At 71.1% G+C, this 18,806-nt stretch carries 15 protein-coding genes; 6 read left to right on the top strand and 9 right to left on the bottom strand.

Annotated elements, in window-relative coordinates:
- Window positions 1-39: 39 nt before the first annotated feature.
- A complete protein-coding gene (locus ABZS69_RS56520; protein ID WP_355389862.1) occupies window positions 40-759 on the top strand; it encodes a DUF6882 domain-containing protein in 720 nt (239 codons plus the stop codon).
- A 77-nt stretch (window positions 760-836) separates the two neighbouring features.
- Complete coding sequence (locus ABZS69_RS56515; RefSeq protein ID WP_355389860.1) at window positions 837-2,774, top strand: alpha-glucuronidase; 1,938 nt, start codon at window positions 837-839, stop codon at window positions 2,772-2,774.
- A 43-nt stretch (window positions 2,775-2,817) separates the two neighbouring features.
- On the opposite strand, the gene ABZS69_RS56510 is transcribed toward ABZS69_RS56515, so the two are convergent.
- The 7 genes from ABZS69_RS56510 to ABZS69_RS56480 all read right to left on the bottom strand — a co-directional run bounded on the left by ABZS69_RS56510 (window position 2,818) and on the right by ABZS69_RS56480 (window position 10,420).
- A complete protein-coding gene (locus ABZS69_RS56510; protein ID WP_355389858.1) occupies window positions 2,818-3,504 on the bottom strand; it encodes a hypothetical protein in 687 nt (228 codons plus the stop codon).
- Window positions 3,501-3,653, bottom strand: a complete 153-nt coding sequence (locus ABZS69_RS56505) for a hypothetical protein (RefSeq protein ID WP_355389856.1) — start codon at window positions 3,651-3,653, stop codon at window positions 3,501-3,503. Before ABZS69_RS56505 ends, ABZS69_RS56510 begins: the two co-directional genes overlap by 4 nt.
- Complete coding sequence (locus tag ABZS69_RS56500; protein WP_355389855.1) at window positions 3,653-5,290, bottom strand: extracellular solute-binding protein; 1,638 nt, start codon at window positions 5,288-5,290, stop codon at window positions 3,653-3,655. Before ABZS69_RS56500 ends, ABZS69_RS56505 begins: the two co-directional genes overlap by 1 nt.
- Before the next feature lie 27 nt (window positions 5,291-5,317).
- Complete coding sequence (locus ABZS69_RS56495) at window positions 5,318-6,193, bottom strand: carbohydrate ABC transporter permease (protein ID WP_355389853.1); 876 nt, start codon at window positions 6,191-6,193, stop codon at window positions 5,318-5,320.
- On the bottom strand, window positions 6,190-7,173 hold the full coding sequence (locus ABZS69_RS56490; protein WP_355389851.1) for an ABC transporter permease subunit: 984 nt from the start codon (window positions 7,171-7,173) through the stop codon (window positions 6,190-6,192). Before ABZS69_RS56490 ends, ABZS69_RS56495 begins: the two co-directional genes overlap by 4 nt.
- Window positions 7,170-9,479 (bottom strand): glycoside hydrolase family 3 N-terminal domain-containing protein, encoded by a 2,310-nt coding sequence (locus tag ABZS69_RS56485; RefSeq protein WP_355389850.1) that lies wholly within the window; start codon window positions 9,477-9,479, stop codon window positions 7,170-7,172. The genes ABZS69_RS56490 and ABZS69_RS56485 overlap by 4 nt, the downstream gene beginning before the upstream one ends.
- Window positions 9,480-9,709: 230 nt before the next feature.
- Window positions 9,710-10,420 carry an IclR family transcriptional regulator gene (locus tag ABZS69_RS56480; protein ID WP_355389848.1) on the bottom strand — a complete coding sequence of 237 codons (711 nt, stop codon included), beginning with the start codon at window positions 10,418-10,420 and terminating at the stop codon, window positions 9,710-9,712.
- 88 nt (window positions 10,421-10,508) lie between these two features.
- Between ABZS69_RS56480 and ABZS69_RS56475 the strand changes: the two genes are divergently transcribed.
- From ABZS69_RS56475 to ABZS69_RS56465, 3 genes are read left to right on the top strand one after another with little or no spacing between them, the layout of a single operon-like run.
- The gene (locus ABZS69_RS56475; RefSeq protein ID WP_355389846.1) at window positions 10,509-11,651 is read left to right on the top strand and encodes an aminotransferase class V-fold PLP-dependent enzyme; all 1,143 of its coding nucleotides are present in this window, start codon (window positions 10,509-10,511) and stop codon (window positions 11,649-11,651) included.
- Window positions 11,648-14,419 (top strand): FAD-linked oxidase C-terminal domain-containing protein, encoded by a 2,772-nt coding sequence (locus ABZS69_RS56470; RefSeq protein WP_355389844.1) that lies wholly within the window; start codon window positions 11,648-11,650, stop codon window positions 14,417-14,419. Before ABZS69_RS56475 ends, ABZS69_RS56470 begins: the two co-directional genes overlap by 4 nt.
- A 25-nt stretch (window positions 14,420-14,444) precedes the next feature.
- Window positions 14,445-15,797, top strand: a complete 1,353-nt coding sequence (locus ABZS69_RS56465) for an SLC13 family permease (RefSeq protein ID WP_355389842.1) — start codon at window positions 14,445-14,447, stop codon at window positions 15,795-15,797.
- Window positions 15,798-15,857: 60 nt separating this feature from the next.
- Here ABZS69_RS56465 and ABZS69_RS56460 read toward each other — a convergent pair whose 3' ends face one another.
- Window positions 15,858-16,592, bottom strand: a complete 735-nt coding sequence (locus ABZS69_RS56460) for a Stf0 family sulfotransferase (RefSeq protein ID WP_355389921.1) — start codon at window positions 16,590-16,592, stop codon at window positions 15,858-15,860.
- Between the two features lie 131 nt (window positions 16,593-16,723).
- On the bottom strand, window positions 16,724-17,623 hold the full coding sequence (locus ABZS69_RS56455; protein ID WP_355389840.1) for a MurR/RpiR family transcriptional regulator: 900 nt from the start codon (window positions 17,621-17,623) through the stop codon (window positions 16,724-16,726).
- Window positions 17,624-17,873: 250 nt separating this feature from the next.
- Between ABZS69_RS56455 and ABZS69_RS56450 the strand changes: the two genes are divergently transcribed.
- A complete protein-coding gene (locus tag ABZS69_RS56450; protein WP_355389838.1) occupies window positions 17,874-18,806 on the top strand; it encodes an ABC transporter substrate-binding protein in 933 nt (310 codons plus the stop codon).

The following is an 18,806-nucleotide window of genomic DNA, read 5'->3' as shown; positions in this document are numbered from 1 at the left end:
CGATTAGACGCATCCCCGCGAACCCCCTAATCTGCCGGGATGCCGGAATCCCTCACCTTCACGAACCTGCTCGACGACGCGGCCATCCTCTCGCTGGAGCACCAGATCCACCTCGAAGAGGTCCTCGGTGAGCACAACTGGAGCGTCGACCTGCGGGAGCAGCGCTTCCAGTTCACGGGGAGCCGCACGATCACCTGCACCCGCTTCCACCTGCTCGGCAGCGCCGCCCCGGGACCGCAGTCGTGGCTGTGGGCCTGGGCGAACCCGTCCGGCTTCCCGGAGCCGCTGACGGCCCTGTCGGGGACGCTGCGGGACTTCGGGCAGCGGTCCGGCCTCCCGGAGCTGGCCTCCGCGGAGGTGCCGTTCGCCGCGCTGCCCGGCTCCCCCGCCGAGCCGCACTTCGCCGCGGCGATCCTCGCCGAGGCCGCCAAGGCGGTGAGCGGCCACTGGACGTCCTACACCGGCGACGCGGGCGGCGGCACCCGGGCCGCGTTCCTGGTCGAGCACCCGGACTTCCAGTTGCCGCCGCCGGAGCCGGTCCGCGTCATGCGAGTCCTCCAGCAGGCGCTCACCCTGCCGCTGCTGACGGACCACCGGCGCGCGGTGCACGGCTACGCCGTCCGCCGCGGGCTCGGGGCCACCTTCGACGGGGACCGGCTCATGATCACGGGCCCGGGCTTCGAGGCGGCCGTCGACTTCGACGGGCAGGGCCGCGTCGGCAACATCGGCGCGACCCTGTCGGCCCCCCACGGGGCCTGACAGGCGCCACCCCTGATCACCCGTAACCAGCGCCATTTCGATAGATTCATCCCTCGGTGCCCTACCGAAGGAGCCTCGTGACCATTCCTGAACTGACCGACGTCCACGCCGCGTGGCTGCCGCTGGAGGCGTTCCGGGCGATCGGTTCCCGCCGTACGCTCGTGCGGGCCGACGGGCCGCTCGCCGAGACCATCCGGGACGAGGTCGCGCAGGCCGGCGCCCGGTACGGCGGCGGCGTCACGGGCCCCTACGACCTCGTGCTGAGCCTGGACGAGGCCGAGGGCGCGGACGGGTACGCGATCGCGCGGCGGGACGGCGTGACGACCGTGGCCGGCGGCGACCCGGCCGGGCTGCTCTACGGGTTCTTCCACGTCGTACGGCTCGGCGAGGCCGCGTTCGGGCCCGACCGGGAGACGGAGCACCACCGGCCCGCGATGCGCAGGCGCATGCTCGACCACTGGGACAACATCGACGTGCACCCGGTGATGGGCCAGGTCGAGCGCGGTTACTCGGGCGGGTCGATCTTCTGGGACAACGGCGCGCCGCGCGAAGACCTGACCCGGGTGCGGGCCTACGCGCGGCTGCTGGCCGCCACCGGCGTCAACGCGGTCGCGATCAACAACGTGAACGTGCACGCCACCGAGGCCCACCTGCTGACCGACCGGCTCGGCGAGGTGGCCGCGATCGCGGCCGAGCTGCGCCCGTACGGGATCCGGGTGCACCTGTCGGTCAACTTCGCCTCCCCCATTCAGCTGGGCGGCCTCGCCACCGCCGACCCGCTGGAGGAGGATGTCCGGCGGTGGTGGGCGGAGACCACCGGGCATGTCTACGCGGCAATTCCAGACTTCGGCGGATATGTCGTGAAAGCCGACTCAGAAGGGCAGCCGGGCCCGTTCGCGTACGGGCGCACCCACGCCGACGGCGCGAACATGCTGGCCGACGCCCTGGCCCCCTTCGGCGGGGTCGTGCACTGGCGGGCCTTCGTCTACAACCACCGGCAGGACTGGCGCGACCGCTCGACCGACCGGGCCCGCGCCGCGTACGACCACTTCGCCCCGCTCGACGGCCGGTTCGACGACAACGCGATCCTGCAGGTCAAGCACGGCCCCATGGACTTCCAGACGCGCGAGCCGGTCTCCCCGGTGATCCTGGACCTGCAGGGCACCCGCCTGGCGGTGGAGCTGCAGGTGACGCAGGAGTACACCGGCCAGCAGCGGCACGTCTGCTACCTGGCCCCCATGTGGAGCGAGATCCTCGCGTTCGAGAACGTCGCCGAGGCGGGCGACCTGGTCGCGGTCTCCAACGCAGGCGACGACCGCTACTGGACCGGCCACCCACTCGCCCAGGCCAACCTGTACGCGTTCGGCCGCCTGGCCTGGGACCCGCGCCTCGACCCGGCCGCCGTCCTCGACGAGTGGATGGACCTCACGTTCGGGTGGCCCGGCGAGCCGCTGCGGAGCACCCTGCACGCCATGATGGACGGGTCGTGGCGCACGTACGAGCGCTACACCGCCCCGCTCGGCGTCGGCTTCATGGTCCGCCCCGGCCACCACTACGGCCCGGACGTGGACGGGTACGAGTACACGCCGTGGGGCACGTACCACTTCGCCGACCGCGACGGCGTGGGCGTCGACCGCACGCGCGCCACCGGCACCGGCTTCACCGGCCAATATCCGCAGCCGTGGTCGGACCTGTACGAATCGCTCGACCACTGCCCCGACGAGCTGCTGCTGTTCTTCCACCACGTGCCGTACGGGCACGTGCTGCACAGCGGCTCGACGGTCATCCAGCACATCTATGACACACACTTCGCGGGCGCCGAGGAGGCGGCCGAGATCCGGCTGCTCTGGGAGAAGCTCGCGGACACCGGCGCGGTGGCCCCGGACGTGTACGCCCGCGTCAGGGAGCGGCTCGACGAGCAGGTCCGCTGCGCCGAGGAGTGGCGCGACCAGATCAACGCCTACTTCTTCCGCAAGTCGGGCGTGCCCGACGCGCGCGGACGGCGCATCCACTGAAGCGCCCCGGCGCCCGCCCCGGGCGGGCGCCGGCTGCTTCGCCTCAGGCGGTGAAGTCCCGCTCGACCTCGGCGATCACCGGGCGGCTGTGCCACAGCAGCGCCGCGGCGAACGCCGAGGCCAGCAGCGCGGGCGCCAGCTCGGTGGCGAGCATCGTGACGCCGCCCGCGACGACCAGCAGGGAGGCGTTGCCCAGGGCGGCCTTCGGGTGGCGCATGAGGAAGTACGACGCCAGCCGCGCCACGTCCACCGCCCGGAACGCGAACAGCGACGTGATCACCAGGGCGTTGGCGACCCACAACATCGCCGCCAGCGCGACGAGCACGAGCAGCACCGCCCACCACCCCGGCACGCCGGCGGCGGCGAAGTTCGCCAGGTTCGTCCCCACGACGGCCAGCGCCGCGAGCCACGGGACCCAGATCTTCAGCACGCCGCGCACGTTGGCCCGGTAACCGCGCCAGAACGCCGCCGCCGGATGCAGGTCCGTCAGGTCCCGGCCGCGGTGGCGCAGCGCGTAGAGGGCGGCGGACAGCGCGGGGCCGAGCGGCAGCGCGCAGGCCGCCACCAGCGGCACGTTGGCGGCGTCGCCGCCGAGCAGGGTCAGCGCGAGCAGGCCCGGGGCGGCCGTGACCAGGAACAGGCCCTCGACCACCGCCAGGCTGTAGATCAGCGTGGCGGCCCGCGAGAGCGGCCCCTCGCCGAACCGCCGCCGCGCAGACACCTCGCTCATCGGCTCTCCTCTCCCAGGCCGGGCGGCCCTCCGCCGTCCCGCCACGGCGGCGTGCGATCCACCACCGGCGTGAGCCCGACCAGCGTAACCTCGTGCCGGTCCAGCCTGGGATCCAGGTCCGCGCGCCCGTCCGCGACGGGCACCCGCATCAGCCGTGGTCCTTCTTGAACCGCTCGTAGGCGGAGTTGACGAGGTTGATGTAGGAGGTCATGTTCTTGCCCTCCAGCTCCTTGACGTAGGCGTCCCACTCGCTCAGGTCACGCTCGCCGAGCACGAACTTGAGCGTCTGCTGGGTGACGTAGTCCTTCAGCGGCGTCTCCCACAGCGTGGCCTGCTCGCGCTCCTCGTCGTTGAACGGGTGCGGCGGCTCGACCGGCCAGTCCTTCCTGGTGTTCATCACGTCCTGGAAGGCCACCTCCTCCTCGGAGAAGGTGGAGTTCAGCAGCTTGGTGGTGCCGCCGTAGGCGAACACGCCGTTGGAGAAGCCGAAGTCCTTCTGCAGGTGCTTGGGCGCGCCGGGGTTGAGGCCGACGAAGTCGACGTCCTTGGCGATCTTGTAGGCGCCTGAGGCGTCCTTGGTGTACGTCGTGCCCTCGACGCCCCACTTGGCGAACTCCTCGCCCTGGTCGGAGTACCAGAGCCAGTCGATGAACTGCATCATGGCGACGAAGTTCTTGTTCTCCAGCGCCTTCTTGGAGATCATGATGCCGTTCTCGAGCCGGGTGTCGATCTTGTACTCGCCGACCGGGCCCACGGGCACCGGGATCTTGGCGACCTTGGCGCCGGGGACGAGCTTGCTCAGCGTCGGGCGATAGTCGTTGACGATCGACTGCGCGTTCGCGCTGATCACGAACGACTTGCCGGAGTTGAACTTCTGCTTGGCCTGCTCGTCCTGCTGGGTGAAGCTCTCCGGGTCGAGCAGCTTCTCCTTCACCAGCTTGTTCAGGTACTCCAGCATCTGCTTGTACTGCGGCATCGCGCCGGTGTAGACGAACTTGCCGGCCGTGGTGTCGAAGGTCGCGTGCTGGTACTGCCAGCCGCCCTTGGCGCCGTAGGCCTGGGCGACGAGCTTGAACAGGTTGCCGCCGGGCGTGGGGACGCCGAACCGGTCGGTCATCGGGTAGAGGTCCGGGTATTCCTTCTTCAGCGCCTTGAGCAGGGTGTAGAGATCATCCCAGGTCTTCGGGACCTCCAGCTTGTGCTTCTCGAGGATGTCGGTCCGCACGGCCAGGGAGTAGTCGATCCAGATCTCCTCGTGGAGGCCCGGCAGCAGGTAGATGCGACCGTCGGCCTGGCGCAGCGTGTCCAGCTCCGGCTCCATCTTCCACTTGGCGACCTTGTCCTTGAAGTTGGGCATCAGGTCGAAGTAGTCGCTGACCGGCAGGATCGCGCCGGAGGAGACGAACGCCTCCTCGGCCGGGTGGTAGGTCTTCGGGATGATGAGCGGGGCCTGGCCGGAGCCCACCAGCAGGCCGCGCTTCTTCTCGTAGTCGCTGAGCGGCACCTCCACCGGCTTGATCGTCACGTTGGTCCGCTTGGTCAGCTCCTGCCAGAACAGCCAGTCGCTCTTGTCCGGGTAGAACGGGTGGTTGTTGTAGAGCGCGTCGAACGAGACCGGCTCGGTGGCCTTGAACTGCTGGCCGGCGCCGTAGTTGGCCATCGCGCCCGCCTTGTTCGCGGACACGTCGGCGGCCTTCTTCGGAGCCTCGTCCTCACCGCAGCCGGCGACGACGAATGTGAGCGCACCCAGCCCGAGGAGCGCCTGCCGGCGGGAGATGTGCTGCATGGGGGGATCCTTTCGGGAGGACAGGGGTCAGCCCTTGACCGCGCCGAGCATGACGCCCGAGACGAAGTACCTCTGTACGAAGGGGTAGACCGCCAAAATGGGAAGGACGGTGAGCATGATCGTCACCGACTGGATGTTGGCCGCCGCGGCCGACGCCTCGCTCATCGACGCACCCGCGGACTCGGCGCCCGTGGCGCCCGCGATGAGGTTGCGCAGGTAGATGGTCACGGGGAACAACTCGGTCTTGTTCAGGTAGAGGAACGCCCCGAACCACGAGTTCCAGAACGAGACCGCGTAGAACAGCACCATCGTGGCGAGGACCGCCTTCGACAGCGGCAGCACCACCCGCCACAGGACGCCGTAGGTGTTCAGGCCGTCGATGGCGGCGGCCTCCTCCAGCTCGTGCGGCAGGCCCTCGAAGAACGCCTTCATGACCAGGAGGTTGAAGACGCTGATGGCGTTCGGCAGGACGATGGCCCAGATGGAGTTGGTCAGCCCGAGGCCGTTGACCAGCACGTAGTTGGGGATCAGGCCGCCGGAGAAGATCATGGTGAAGACGGCGACCCAGATCAGGAACGTGCGGCCCTTGAGGTTCTTCTTGGACAGCACGTACGCGTAGCACGTCGTCAGCAGCATGGAGATGGCCGTGGCGACGACGGTGTAGACAATCGTGTTGCCGTAGTTCGTCCAGAACATCGAGTCCGACACCACAAGCTTGTAGGTCTCGATGTTGAACCCGCGCGGGATGAGGTTGACCTGCCCGCCGACGATGTAGCGCTCCTCGCTGAGCGAGCGGGCGAGGATGTTGAGGAAGGGATAGAGCGTCACGATCACGACGCCGGTCAGGATGACGGCGTTGACCGCCTGGAACGTGCGGTAGCCACGGGTCTTCTCGATGGTCACCACAGGCTCGTCCCTACTGTGCGGCGGGAGATCAGGTTCGCCGAGAGGATCAGCACGACCCCGACCAGGGCCTCGAACAGGCCGATCGCGGCGGCGTAGCTCAGGTTGCTGGACTCCACGCCCATGCGGTACAGGTAGGTGGAGATCACGTCGGCGGTCGGATACGTCAGCGGGTTGTACAGCAGCAGGACCTTCTCGAAGCCCACGGCCATGAACGTGCCGATGTTGAGGATCAGCAGCGTGATCGCCGTCGGCCGGATGCCCGGCAGCGTGACGTGCCAGATCTGCCGCCACCGGCCGGCGCCGTCCATCCGGGCCGCCTCGTAGAGCTGCTCGTCGATGGTGGTCAGCGCGGCCAGGTAGAGGATGGTCCCCCAGCCGACGGTCTGCCAGATCTCCGACGAGACGAAGATCGTGCGGAACCACTCCGGTTTCTGGATGAACGCGGTGGGCTCCCCGCCGAACGTCTTCACGATCTGGTTGATCGGCCCGTCGATGGCCAGCATCTGCATGATGATGCCGGCCACGATGACCATCGACAGGAAGTGCGGCAGGTAGGACACCGACTGCAGGAACCGCTTCAGGCGCCGGTTGCGCACCTCGTTGAGCAGCAGCGCCAGCACGATCGGCAGCGGGAAGCAGAACAGCAGGGTCAGCGCGCCGAGGATGAGCGTGTTGGCGAACACGGTCCAGAACGACGGGTCGCTCAGGAACATCTTCACGTACCGCAGGCCCACCCAGGTCTCGCCGAAGATGCTGCCGCCGGGCTCGAACTTGCGGAAGGCGATCACGTTGCCGAGCATCGGCAGGTACCGGAAGATCGCGAAGAACAGCAGCGGCAGGATCGCCAGCGAGTACAGCTGCCAGTCGCGGCGGATCGCGTGCCGCCACGTGCCCGGTTTGGCCCGCCTGCGCCGGCCGGGCGCCGGCTTCTCCGCCCGCGCGCCCCGCGGCGGATTGTCCAACGACGTCGTGCTCATCCCGCTCCTTCCCGTGTGATACGAGCCGTGACCAGCAGGTTCCTGTCGTGCCCGACCTCGCGCTCGGCGCCCGTGAGGCGCAGCGGCACGGTCGCCGCGGCGTCCGTCGTCGCCTCCCCGCTGGAGCGCCCGAAGCGCAGCTCGACGTCGCCGGGCTCGACGATGCGCCGGCCGCGCACGCCGGTGAACGACGCGGCGTCGGCCGGGACGGTGAACTCCACGCGGGCGGCCTGCCCGGCCTCCAGCGGGACGCGGGCGTAGCCGAGCAGCCGCACGACCGGCCTGGTGGTCTGCGCGACCGGGTCGTGCAGGTAGAGCTGGACGACCTCGGCGCCGGCGCGCGCTCCGGTGTTGCGGACGCTCACCCCGACGGTGACCTCGCCGTCCACCGGCCAGCCGACAGCGCCGGTGTCGAGCGGCTCCCACTCGAAGGTGGTGTAGCTCAGCCCGTGCCCGAACGGGTACGCGGGCGTCGGGTCCACCGACGACACCTCCGTACGGCGGCCCAGCCGCGGCGACAGATAGGTGGCGGGCAGGCCTCCGGCGTCGCGCGGCACGCTGACCGGCAGGCGGCCGGACGGGTTGACGGCGCCGGTGAGCACCTCCGCGAGCGCCTGGCCGCCGCGCTGGCCGGGGAAGAATCCGTAGACGACCGCCGCGGCCGCGTCGAACTCCGGGCCCAGCGCGTAAGGCCGCCCGGCCAGCAGCACCAGGACCACCGGGGTGCCGGTCGCGAGCACCGCCCGGACCAGCTCGGACTGCACGCCCGGCAGGCGCAGGTCGGTCGCGTCGCAGCCCTCGCCGGAGGTGCCGCGCCCGAACAGCCCCGCCCGGTCGCCGACGGCGAGCACGCACACGTCGCTCTCGGCCGCCGCGGCGACGGCCGCCGCGAAGCCGGAGGTGTCGTCGCCGGTGATCCCGCAGCCCGGCTCGTACGTGAGATCGGGGACCAGCGCGCCGAGCGCCTCGCGCAGCGACGGGAGGTCGAGCCCGAGCCCGTGCTCGGGATGCGGGCCCACGTGCGCGGGGAAGGCGTAGCAGCCGAGCATCGCCATCGGGTCGTCGGCCACCGGGCCCACGAGCGCCACCCGCCGGCCGGGGGCCAGGGGCAGGACACCGGTGTTGCGCACCAGGACGATCGACTCGCGCGCCAGGCGCAGGGCGAGCTCCTGGCTCTCCTCGTCGTCGAGCCGCACGTCGGCGGCCTCGCCGGGCAGGGGCTTCCAGTCCTCGTCGAGCAGCCCGAGCTCGGCCTTCTGCGCCAGCACCCGGGTCAGCGCGCGGTCGATCAGCGCCTCGTCGACCTGTCCGGACTTCACGGCCTCGATCAGGGGGGCGCCGAAGGTGTCCACCGTGGGCAGCTCGACGTCGATCCCGGCCCGCAGCGCGAGCCCGGCCGCGCCCGCGGCCTCCGCCGCGACGCCGTGCAGCTTGTGCAGGAACCGGATGGAGAAGTAGTCGGCGACCACCGTGCCCGCGAACCCCCACTCCTCGCGCAGCAGGCGGGTCAGCAGGCCCTCGTCCGCCGCGGCGGGAAGGCCGTCGATCTCGGCGTAGGAGTTCATCACCGACCGGGCGCCGCCCAGGCGCAGCGCCATCTCGAACGGCGGCAGGACCACGTCCGCCAGCTCCCTGCCCCCCATGTGGACGGGCGCGTGGTTGCGGCCTCCCCGGGAGGCGGAGTAGCCGGCGAAGTGCTTCAGGGTGGCGACGACGCCCGCGCCCTCGATCCCGCGCACGTAGGCCGCGCCGACCGTGCCGACCAGGTAGGGGTCTTCGCCGATGGTCTCCTCGGTGCGGCCCCAGCGGTAGTCGCGGGTGACGTCGAGGACCGGGGCCAGGCCCTGGTGGACGCCGGCGGCCCGCAGGGACCGGCCGATCCGCCCGGCCACCTCCTCGATCAGCTCGGGGTCGAAGGAGGCGCCCCAGCTCAGCGGCGCCGGGTACACCGTCGCCCGCCAGGCGGCGAAGCCGGTCAGGCACTCCTCGTGGACCTGGGCCGGGATCCCGAACCTGCCGGCGGACACGATCTGGGCCTGCGAGGCGGCCAGCGAGCGAGCGCCGGCGACGGGGTCGACCGGCGCGGTGCCGAACGGGCGGGTCAGCTGGCCCAGCCCGTGGGCGATGACGTCGCTCCACTCCACCCCCGCCATGTCGGCCTGGTGCGGGGCGACGCCTCCCCCTGAGGCGTCGGCGCCGACCCAGACGCCGACGAGCTGGGCGACCTTCTCCTCCAGCGTCATGAGCGGGATGAGCGCCCCGGCCCGCTCGGCGGCAGACAGCCGCTCGTCCCGCCACTTGTCCATAGGTACCTGGCCCCTCATGCCACCCTTTCGGCTCATCGCCGGCCCGCTGCCGAAACTTTCAAAGAATTCCCGTTAATATTGCGGCAACTTATGGGTCCAGGTTTCGGCGTGTCAAGAGGGTGCAAACTGCTAGATTCGGGCTGATCACCGCAGGGGTCAGGCCAGCATCCGGTGCCACATTTCCAGAAAGTTTCTGGACACTCAGCTGGCAAGTTGCCGTTCGGCAACCGTCAGGTCAGAGACTCCGTCAGAGTGCGCGCCGCCCGGGTGACGAGCTTGCCGTACTCCTCGCGGAGCTCCTCCGGCATGCGGCTGGCGGGGGTGGAGACGCTGAGACTGGCGACGGGGCCGTCCGGGCCCAGCACGGCGGCGGCGACGGCCGCGATGTCGGAGCGCCACTCACCGCGGTTGTCCGCGTAACCCCGCGCGCGGACCGCCGCCAGCTCGGCGCCCAGCGCCTCGGGGTCGGTGATCGTGGTGTCGGTGTACGAGGCGAGCTCGGGCGGCGGGGTGGACCGGTGCGCGAGCACGGCCTTGCCGTTGGCCGAGGCGTGCAGCGGCAGCCTGATGCCGAGCGGCAGCACGATGCGCAGCGGCTTGTCGGTCTCCAGCCGCTCGATCAGGACGACCGCGTCGCCCTCCGGCACCATCAGGTGGATCGTCTCCCCTGTGCGCTGCCTCAGCTGCTCCATGACCGGCATCGCCGCGTCCCGCAGGCCCAGCTCCGTCCTGCGGCCGACCTGCAGCGCCTTGCTCGTCACCTGCCAGCGCGTGATCTCCCCCGCGGCGGGCCTGATCCACCCGGCCTCGTGCAGCGTCCGCAGCGAGCGCTGCACCGTGCTCTTCGGCAGGCCGAGCACCCGGGCCAGCTCCCCGACTCCGGCGGGCTGGCGGGCGGCCACCTCTTCGAGCACCCGGAGGGCGTTGATCACGTTCTGCATCCATTGACTCCTCTGCGGACCGATTTTAATGTTAGTGAACCGCAACACGGCACGCCGTGCCGTGACACGGCACAAGGAGCATAAAGACGTGGGCCGTCATTTCCTGCAGATCCCAGGACCGACCAACGTTCCCGACCGGGTGCTGCGCGCCATCGCCCAGCCCACCGTCGATCACCGCGGCCCCGCCTTCGCCCGCCTGGCCGGCGAGGTGCTGGAGCGGCTGAGGGCGGTCTTCAGGACCCGCCACCACGTGATCGTCTACCCGTCGTCGGGGACGGGCGCGTGGGAGGCGGCGCTGGTCAACACCCTCTCGCCCGGTGACCGGGTGCTGGCGTTCGAGACCGGGCACTTCTCCACGCTGTGGTGCGAGATGGCCGCCCGGCTGGGGCTGGTCGTCGACCTGGTGCCCGGCGACTGGCGGCACGGCGCCGACCCCGACGCCGTCGCCGGCCACCTCACCGCCGGGCACGCCGCCGTCATGGTCGTGCACAACGAGACCTCGACCGGCGTGCGCAGCCGGATCCCGGAGATCCGCGCGGCCGTCGACCGGACCGGGCACTCCCCGCTGCTGCTGGTGGACACGATCTCGTCGCTGGGCTCGATGGACTACCGCCACGACGAGTGGGGCGTGGACGTGACCGTCGGCTGCTCGCAGAAGGGGCTCATGCTGCCGCCCGGCATCGGGCTCAACGCGGTCAGCCCGAAGGCGCTGGCCCACCGGGGGCGGCTGCCGCGCTCGTATTGGGACTGGGAGCCGATCATCGCGGCCAACCGCGGCGGCTTCTACCCGTACACGCCGCCGACCAACCTGCTCTACGGGCTGCGCGAGGCGCTGGTCATGCTGCTGGAGGAGGAGGGGCTGGCCGAGGTCTTCCGCCGCCACGACCGGCACGCCGAGGCGACGCGGCGCGCCGTGCGGGCGTGGGGGCTCGAGGTGCTCTGCGCCGACGAGCGGGAACATTCGAGCTCGCTGACCGCGGTGGTGATGCCGGACGGGCACGACGCCGACGCGGTCAGGAAGCTCATCCTCGACCGGTACGACATGTCGCTCGGCACCGGGCTCGGGCGGCTCGCGGGGCGCGTGTTCCGGATCGGGCACCTCGGCCACTTCAACGACCTGGCGCTGGCGGGCACGCTGAGCGGCGTCGAGATGGGGCTGAGCGCGGCCGGCGTGCCGATCAAGGAGGGCGGGACGCGCGCCGCGCTGGCCTACCTGGAGGGAGCCGAATGACCCTGGCCCGGACCCTGTCCCGGCTGCTCGAAGGGGACGTCAGGGACGATCCGTACACCAGGCATCTGTACGCCTCCGACGCCAGCATGTACGCCATCGAGCCGCTCGCCGTCGCCTTCCCCCGGCACGCCGGCGACGTCCAGGCGCTGGTCGCGGCCTGCGGCGAGCTGGGGGCACCGGTGCTGCCGCGCGGGGCGGGCACCAGCCTGGCCGGGCAGACGGTCGGGGCCGCGGTGATCGTCGACTTCTCCCGCCACATGAACCGCATCCTGGAGATCGACGGCAGGACCGCCCGCGTGCAGCCGGGCGTCGTGCAGGACCAGCTCAACCGGGCGGCCCGCGGGCACGGGCTGATGTTCGGGCCCGACACCTCGACCAGCAACCGGGCCACGATCGGCGGCATGATCGGCAACAACTCGGCGGGCAGCCACTCCGTGCTCTATGGATCCACCGTGGACCACGTCGAGTCGCTGCGCGTGGTGCTCGCCGACGCCACCACGCCCGACCTGCGCTCCGACGCCAGACTGGGCGCGGCCGTCGCCGAGGCGATCCAGGGGGTGGACCTGGCCGGGTTCCCGCGGTTCTGGCGGCACTCGGGCGGCTACCGCCTGGACCTGGCCGCCCGGGACCTGCCCGACCTCACCAAGCTGGTCGTCGGCTCCGAGGGCACGCTGGCCGTCGTGACCGAGGCCACGGTGGGGCTGGTGGACCGGCCGCGGTCCAAGGCCATCGCCGTCGGCCACTTCACCTCCACGCCGTCGGCCATCGCTGCCACCGCGGACGCGCTCTCCTTCGAGGCCGCCTCGGTCGAGCTGATCGACAAGGCCATCCTCGACCTGTCCAGGCAGCGGGTGGACTACGCCGGGCTCGGCGACATCCTGTCCGGCGACCCCGAGGCTCTGCTGTTCGTCGAGTTCTTCGGCGACAGCCCGGCCGAGGTGGCCGACCGGGTGGACAAGCTCGCCGCCACCTGGAAGGCGAACGGCCACGGCTACCACACCCTGCGGGCCGTCACGGCCGGGCAGCAGGCGGCCGTGCTCAAGGTCCGCAAGGCGGGGCTCGGGCTGCTGATGGCCTCCAGCGTGGGCAGCCGCAGGCCGCTGGCGTTCGTGGAGGACACGGCCGTGCCGCCCGAGCGGCTGCTGCCGTACGTCGAGGAGTTCACGGAGATCCTCTCCCGGCACGGGCTCTCGGCGGGCTTCTACGGCCACTGCTCGGTCGGCTGCCTGCACATCCGGCCGTTCGTGGACCTGCGGGTGCCCGGGGAGATCGGCACCATGCGCGCGGTCGCCGAGGAGATCGCCGAGCTGGCCGCCCGGCACGGCGGCGTGAACTCCAGCGAGCACGGCGACGGGCTGGCCCGCTCCGAGTTCAACCGGCGGCTGTTCGGCGACGCGGTCTACGAGGCGATGCGGCGGATCAAGCACGCCTTCGACCCGCGCGGGCTGCTGAACCCCGGCAAGATCGTGGACGCGCCCCCGATGACGGAGCACCTGCGCGACCCCGCGATGCCCGCGCCCCGCCCGCTCCGCACCACGCTGGCGTTCGCGGACGGCCTGCACGCCGCCGCCGACCGGTGCATGAACGTCGGGGTCTGCCGCAAGGACGACACGGGCGTCATGTGCCCGTCGTACATGGCCACCCGCGAGGAGGAGCACTCCACCCGCGGCCGGGCCAACGCCCTGGTCAAGGCCCTGTCCTCGGAGGACCCCCGGCGGGCGCTCGGCGACGAGCGGCTGCACGGGATCCTCGACCTGTGCCTGGAGTGCAAGGCCTGCCAGTCGGAGTGCCCGCTGGGCGTGGACATGGCGGCGATGAAGAGCGAGTTCCTGCACCAGTACCAGGAGACCCACGGCGTGCCGGCGCGGTCGCGGCTGTTCGGGGCGATCAGGACGCTCAACCGGCTCGGGTCGGCGACCGCGCCCCTGTCGAACTGGCTGGCCGCTCCCCTGCGCGGGCCGCTCGGGCTGAGCACGCGGCGGCCCCTGCCCCGCTTCCGCCGCGACAACCTGCTCCGCTGGTTCGCCCGCCGGCCCGCCTCTTCCGGACGGCGGGAGGTGATCCTGCTCGCGGACTCCTTCACCGCCTACACCGAGCCCGGCATCGGGCGGGCCGCCGTCGAGCTGCTGGAGCGCGCCGGCTATCGGGTACGGCTGGAGTCCGACGGCTGCTGCGGCCGGTCGAGCATCTCCAAGGGGCTGCTGGACCGCGCCCGCGCGATGGCCGAGGCCATGGTCGGCAGGCTCGCCGGCTCGGACGCGCCGATCGTCGGGCTGGAGCCGTCCTGCCTGCTCACGCTCAAGGACGAGTACGCCGCCCTGCTCCCCGGCGACCCCCGGGTGGCGGCGGTGGCGGCGCGGGCCAGGCTCGTCCCGGAGCTGCTGACGGAGGCCGTCGACGACGGCTCGCTGCCGCTGAACGGCAGGCTGAGCGGGCGCCGGATCCTCCTGCACGGCCACTGCCACGAGAAGGCCGTCGTCGGCACCGGGGCGACGCGCGAGCTGCTGTCCAGGATCCCGGGAGCGGAGGTGGAGGAGATCGACGCCGGCTGCTGTGGAATGGCCGGTTCGTTCGGCTTCGAGAGCGAGCACTACGACCTGTCCATGAAGATCGGCGGCCTCCGGCTCTTCCCGGCGATCGCCGCATCCTCGCCCGACACCCTGCTGGCGGCCACGGGGGTCTCCTGCCGGCAGCAGATCGCCCACGGTGCCGGACGCGCTGCCCGCCACCCGGTCGAGCTCCTTCACCAGGTGGTCGACCTGCCATAACGCTCGGGGGAGATCGGAGTACTCAGTGTCCGCAGAGCTCCTGTCCATTCTCGCCCTCATCGTCATGTTCGTCGTCGCGACCGTCTTCCCCGTGAACCTGGGCGCGCTGGCCCTGGTCGGCGCCTTCCTCGTCGGCACGCTGGCCGCCGGGATGAGCACGGACGACATCCTGGGGGCCTTCCCCGGCAGCCTGTTCGTGATCCTCGTCGGGGTGACGCTGCTGTTCGCGATCGCCACCAACAACGGCACGGTCGACTGGCTCGTACGGGCCGCCGTGCACCTGGTGCGCGGCCGGCTGGCCGCCATCCCGATCGTGGTGTTCGCCATCTCGGCGCTGCTGACGGCCGTGGGCGCGCCCGCCCCTGCGGTGGCGGCGATCCTGGCGCCGATCGCGTTCGGGTTCGCGGCCGACTACCGGATCCATCCGATGCTCATCGGGCTCATGGTGGCGCACGGCACGCAGGCGGGGGCGTTCTCGCCGATCAGCGTGCTGGGCGGGATCGTGAACGGCGTGACCAGGGACGCCAAGCTGCCCGGCGACAACCTGGTGCTGTTCCTGTCGAGCTTCGCCTTCAACGCGGCGGCGGCCGTGGTCGTGTTCTTCATCTTCGGCGGCCGCCACCTGGTCAACCGCGGCGCCGTCTCCCGGGCCGGCGCGCCCGCCCGCTCCCCTTCCCCTTCCCCTGCCCCTGCCCCTGCCTCGGACGGGTCTGCCACCGCCACCGCCATCTCCACGTCCGTCTCCGTGGAGGCCGACGCCGGCTCCGGCGGCCTGCGCCTCACCCCGCACCAGGCGTTGACCCTGACCGGCATCGTCGCCCTCTGCCTGGCGGTGCTGGTGTTCAAGCTGGACGTCGGCCTGACCGCCATCACCGTGGCCGTCGTCCTGTCCCTCACCTCTCCCAAGACGAACAAGGGCGCCGTCGAGCGGGTGGCCTGGCCGACCGTGCTGCTGATCTGCGGCGTCGTCACGTACGTGGGCGTGCTCCAGGAAATCGGCACCGTCGACTACGTGGGCTCGGCGGTGGCGGCGATCGGCATCCCGCTGCTGGTCGCGCTGCTCATCTGCTATGTCGGGGGCGTGGTGTCGGCGTTCGCCTCGACGGTGGGCATCCTGGGCGCGCTGGTCCCGCTGGCCGTGCCCCTGCTGAACCAGGGCACCCTCGGGCCGGTCGCGATGGTCGCGGCGCTGTCGGTGTCGTCGGCCATCGTGGACGTCAGCCCGTTCTCGACGACGGGCGCGCTGCTGGTGGCCAACGTCAGGGGCATGGAGCGGGACGCCTTCTACCGCAAGCTCCTGGCCTACGGTGCGGCGATCGTCGTGGTGGGTCCCCTGGCGGCCTGGGCCTTCCTGGTGGCGCCCGGCTGGCTCGGCTGACCCCGCCTCAGGCAAGCCCCGCAACCCGGAGAGCGCGGGCCTCTGCGGGTTGCGGGCCGGTCATGATCGGGCCGACTCGCGGCTGTAGCGCTCGATCCAGGCGGCGTTCAGCTCGTCGGACTGGCGCCGGTGGCTGGGCGCGATCTTGCGTCCCTCCGGCAGGTCGAGCCCCAGGAAGGCGAGGATCCCGCGCGTCACGCCCGTCTGGTCCGCGTCGAGGTCCTCGTACCGCACCCGGTGGGGCTGTACGCCGCAGGAGGCGAACCACCGCTCCCAGGCCGCGTTGTGCTCGCCGATCCGCTCGACCAGCTCCTCGATGCCGGCGGCGTCGTAGCCGGGCGCGTGCCCGCCTGGCTCGGCCTCGCCGTCTGCCTCCCAGAGGCGGGTCTGCTCGGCGCGCAGCCAGGACACCGCCTGGGCCAGGACGTCGTCACGCCACAGGTACACGAACCGCGTGCGGCCGAAGGCCCGCTCCAGCAGCTCCACGTCGTGACCCGCCAGGCCGGGGTGCACCGCGCCGAGCCGGTCGACCACCAGGTCCAGCGTCCCCCACATGAGCTTGGCGCCGAACACGCCGTTGTCCGTCCGCCCGGCGGCCAGCGCCGCCCGCACGTACTCGTCGTAGCCGGCGGTGCTCGGGAGCCCCCAGCGCCCGGCCCACATCGGCTCGCCGGGCTCCCGGAAGTACGCCTGGGGGCGGCCCGCCACCCCGGTGGACTCCAGCAGGCCGAGGAGCAGGGAGCTGCCGGTGCGCGGGGTGGCGCAGACGAAGTACGAGTCCGCTGTCGACGTCATCACGGCGTTCAGGTAAGACGATCAGGCCGACGCCCCGCAACCCGTTTTCCCGGGATCGCCGCCGACGGGCCCGGGTGAGGCTCGCGTACCGCGCCACCGGATCTCGGGCGCCGAGGGCGGACCGCCGGTTCTCACGTGGCCGACGCTCCGGCCCAGTCGCCGTCGTCGCGCAGCACGTCGCCGGCGAGCTGGTCGTATTGGGCGACCCGTTCCCTGCCGCTCTCGCCGAGCTGCTCCACGACCGCCGCGACCAAGGTCTCGATCACGGCGAGGGCCGGCGTCAGTGAGTCGAACGGCGAGGGGGAGGTGACCTGGGCCGGCAGCACGACGTCGGCGACGGCCGCGGCCGGGGAGAGCCAGGGGTCGGTGAGCAGAATGATCTTGGCGTCCTTGGCGGCGGCCTGACGGGCGAGCATGATGGTCTCCCGTTGGTATCGCCGGTAGTCGAACAGCACCAGGACGTCGCGGCGGCCGACGTCGAGCAGGTAGGCGGCGTGGTCGGAGGTCGCCCCGCCGACGTGCGCGTTGTTCGGCCGCAACTGGTGCAGGTGGGCGACCAGGTAGCGGGCGAGCATGTCGCTGAACCGCCCGCCCGCCGCCGAGACGCGCCTGCTCCGGTCGGAGATCAGCTCGGCCGCCCTGGCCAGCTCGCCCTCGGGGAGCTGGTCGAAGGTCATCGTCGTCGCGTCCACGAGGACGCTCCTGGACCGGGCCATCACGCCGACGGACTCCTGGTCGCCGGCCTCCGCGGCCCCGTACTGGGCGAGTGGGGAGGCGTAACGCTGCTGGGTCTCGCGTTTCAGCGCCTGCTGCAGCTCCGGATAACCCTCGAACCCCAGCCGGTAGGCCAGCCGTAACACGGTGGCCGCGCTGGTCCGGGCGAGCTTGGCGACGGCCGCGAGAGGCTCGAGGCCGACCGTCGGATAGCCCGCGAGCAGCGCCCGCGCGACCCGCTGCTCGGCCTTGGGCAGCTTGGGGAGCACCTCGCGCAACTGGGCTGCGACCGTGGACGGCTCAGGTGTGGTGAGCATGGTCCCTCCTCTCTGGACGATCATCCTCTCACCCCGCGACCGGCGAGCAGGCGTTGCCGCCACCACATCGGCGCAGGTCACGCGGAGCACCGGCCTGGGGCGTCCGCCCAGGTCGCGACCGAGCACTTCGTAACGTTAATTTCATATCATCCTATTGACTGTCGTTCCGAATTGTATGTTTCATTGACCGCGTCGTCCTCCCCCTTCCTCCGACGCACAAGCACGCTGCACGTACCCCAAGGAGATCTTCATGCCGCGCATGCACAGACGCGCAGGTGGCGCCGCGCTCATCGTCATATCGGCACTCACCCTCAGCGCCTGCGGCGCCGGTTCCGGCGATGCGGCACCCCAGGCGAGCGCGGCCGCGTCCACCTCGCAGGTCGCCCTGGACCAGAAGCTGCGCGACGCGCTGCCGAAGGAGATCCTGGACAAGGGCACCCTCAACGCGACGATGGTCACCTTCCCGCCGTACATCAACTACAAGGACGACGGGAAGACCCTGGAAGGAGCGTCCGTCGACCTGGCAGAGGCGCTCTCCGGGCTCCTCGGGGTCAAGGTCAAGACCGAGATCGTCCCCGCGTTCTCGCAGGCGATCACCGGCATCCAGAGCGGCCGCTACGACTTCGGGCTCGGCCCTTACGCCGACAACGCCGACACGGCCAAGTCCTTCGACTTCGTGGACTGGATCCAGGAGTTCGTGGTGTTCGCCGTCCCCAAGGGCAACCCCGCCAAGATCGACTCCCTCGAGTCCACCTGCGGCCACTCGATCGGCGTCCTCGGAGGCGGCTCGGCCGAGACCGTCATCCAGAAGTACTCGGCGACCTGCGTCTCCTCCGGCAAGAGCCCGGTGAAGGTGCAGTCCTTCCAGGACGTCAACGGCGCGATCCTGGCCGTCCAGTCCAAGCGGATCGAGGCCTACTTCTCCTCGCAGGCCAGCCTCACCTACTTCATGGGCAAGACCGGAGGCGCTCTCGAACTGGCCGGCACCGGAAAGGCCAACGGCTTCGACAAGCTGCGCCAGGGCTCGTTCTTCCCGAAGAACTCGAAGCTGACCGACGTCCTGCTCGACAGCCTCAAGAAGCTCCAGTCGGACGGAACGCTCAGCAAAATCATGGGCAGGTGGAACCTGTCCGGCAACGAACTGCCCGACATCGGCGTCAACCTCGGCACCGCCGCGAGCTGA

The sequence above is a fragment of the Nonomuraea sp. NPDC005650 genome, from assembly GCF_040605375.1.
Taxonomy (GTDB): Bacteria; Actinomycetota; Actinomycetes; order Streptosporangiales; family Streptosporangiaceae; genus Nonomuraea.
This window is presented reverse-complemented; position numbering and strand designations above follow the sequence as displayed.

Coding starts and splice junctions, on each gene's coding strand:
- ABZS69_RS56520 (WP_355389862.1), top strand. CDS start 40: ATGCCGGAATCCCTCACCTTCACGAACCTGCTCGACGACGCGGCCATC.
- ABZS69_RS56455 (WP_355389840.1), bottom strand. CDS start 17,623: ATGCTCACCACACCTGAGCCGTCCACGGTCGCAGCCCAGTTGCGCGAG.
- ABZS69_RS56470 (WP_355389844.1), top strand. CDS start 11,648: ATGACCCTGGCCCGGACCCTGTCCCGGCTGCTCGAAGGGGACGTCAGG.
- ABZS69_RS56485 (WP_355389850.1), bottom strand. CDS start 9,479: ATGGACAAGTGGCGGGACGAGCGGCTGTCTGCCGCCGAGCGGGCCGGG.
- ABZS69_RS56510 (WP_355389858.1), bottom strand. CDS start 3,504: ATGAGCGAGGTGTCTGCGCGGCGGCGGTTCGGCGAGGGGCCGCTCTCG.
- ABZS69_RS56490 (WP_355389851.1), bottom strand. CDS start 7,173: ATGAGCACGACGTCGTTGGACAATCCGCCGCGGGGCGCGCGGGCGGAG.
- ABZS69_RS56480 (WP_355389848.1), bottom strand. CDS start 10,420: ATGCAGAACGTGATCAACGCCCTCCGGGTGCTCGAAGAGGTGGCCGCC.
- ABZS69_RS56460 (WP_355389921.1), bottom strand. CDS start 16,592: ATGACGTCGACAGCGGACTCGTACTTCGTCTGCGCCACCCCGCGCACC.
- ABZS69_RS56500 (WP_355389855.1), bottom strand. CDS start 5,290: ATGCAGCACATCTCCCGCCGGCAGGCGCTCCTCGGGCTGGGTGCGCTC.
- ABZS69_RS56505 (WP_355389856.1), bottom strand. CDS start 3,653: ATGCGGGTGCCCGTCGCGGACGGGCGCGCGGACCTGGATCCCAGGCTG.
- ABZS69_RS56450 (WP_355389838.1), top strand. CDS start 17,874: ATGCCGCGCATGCACAGACGCGCAGGTGGCGCCGCGCTCATCGTCATA.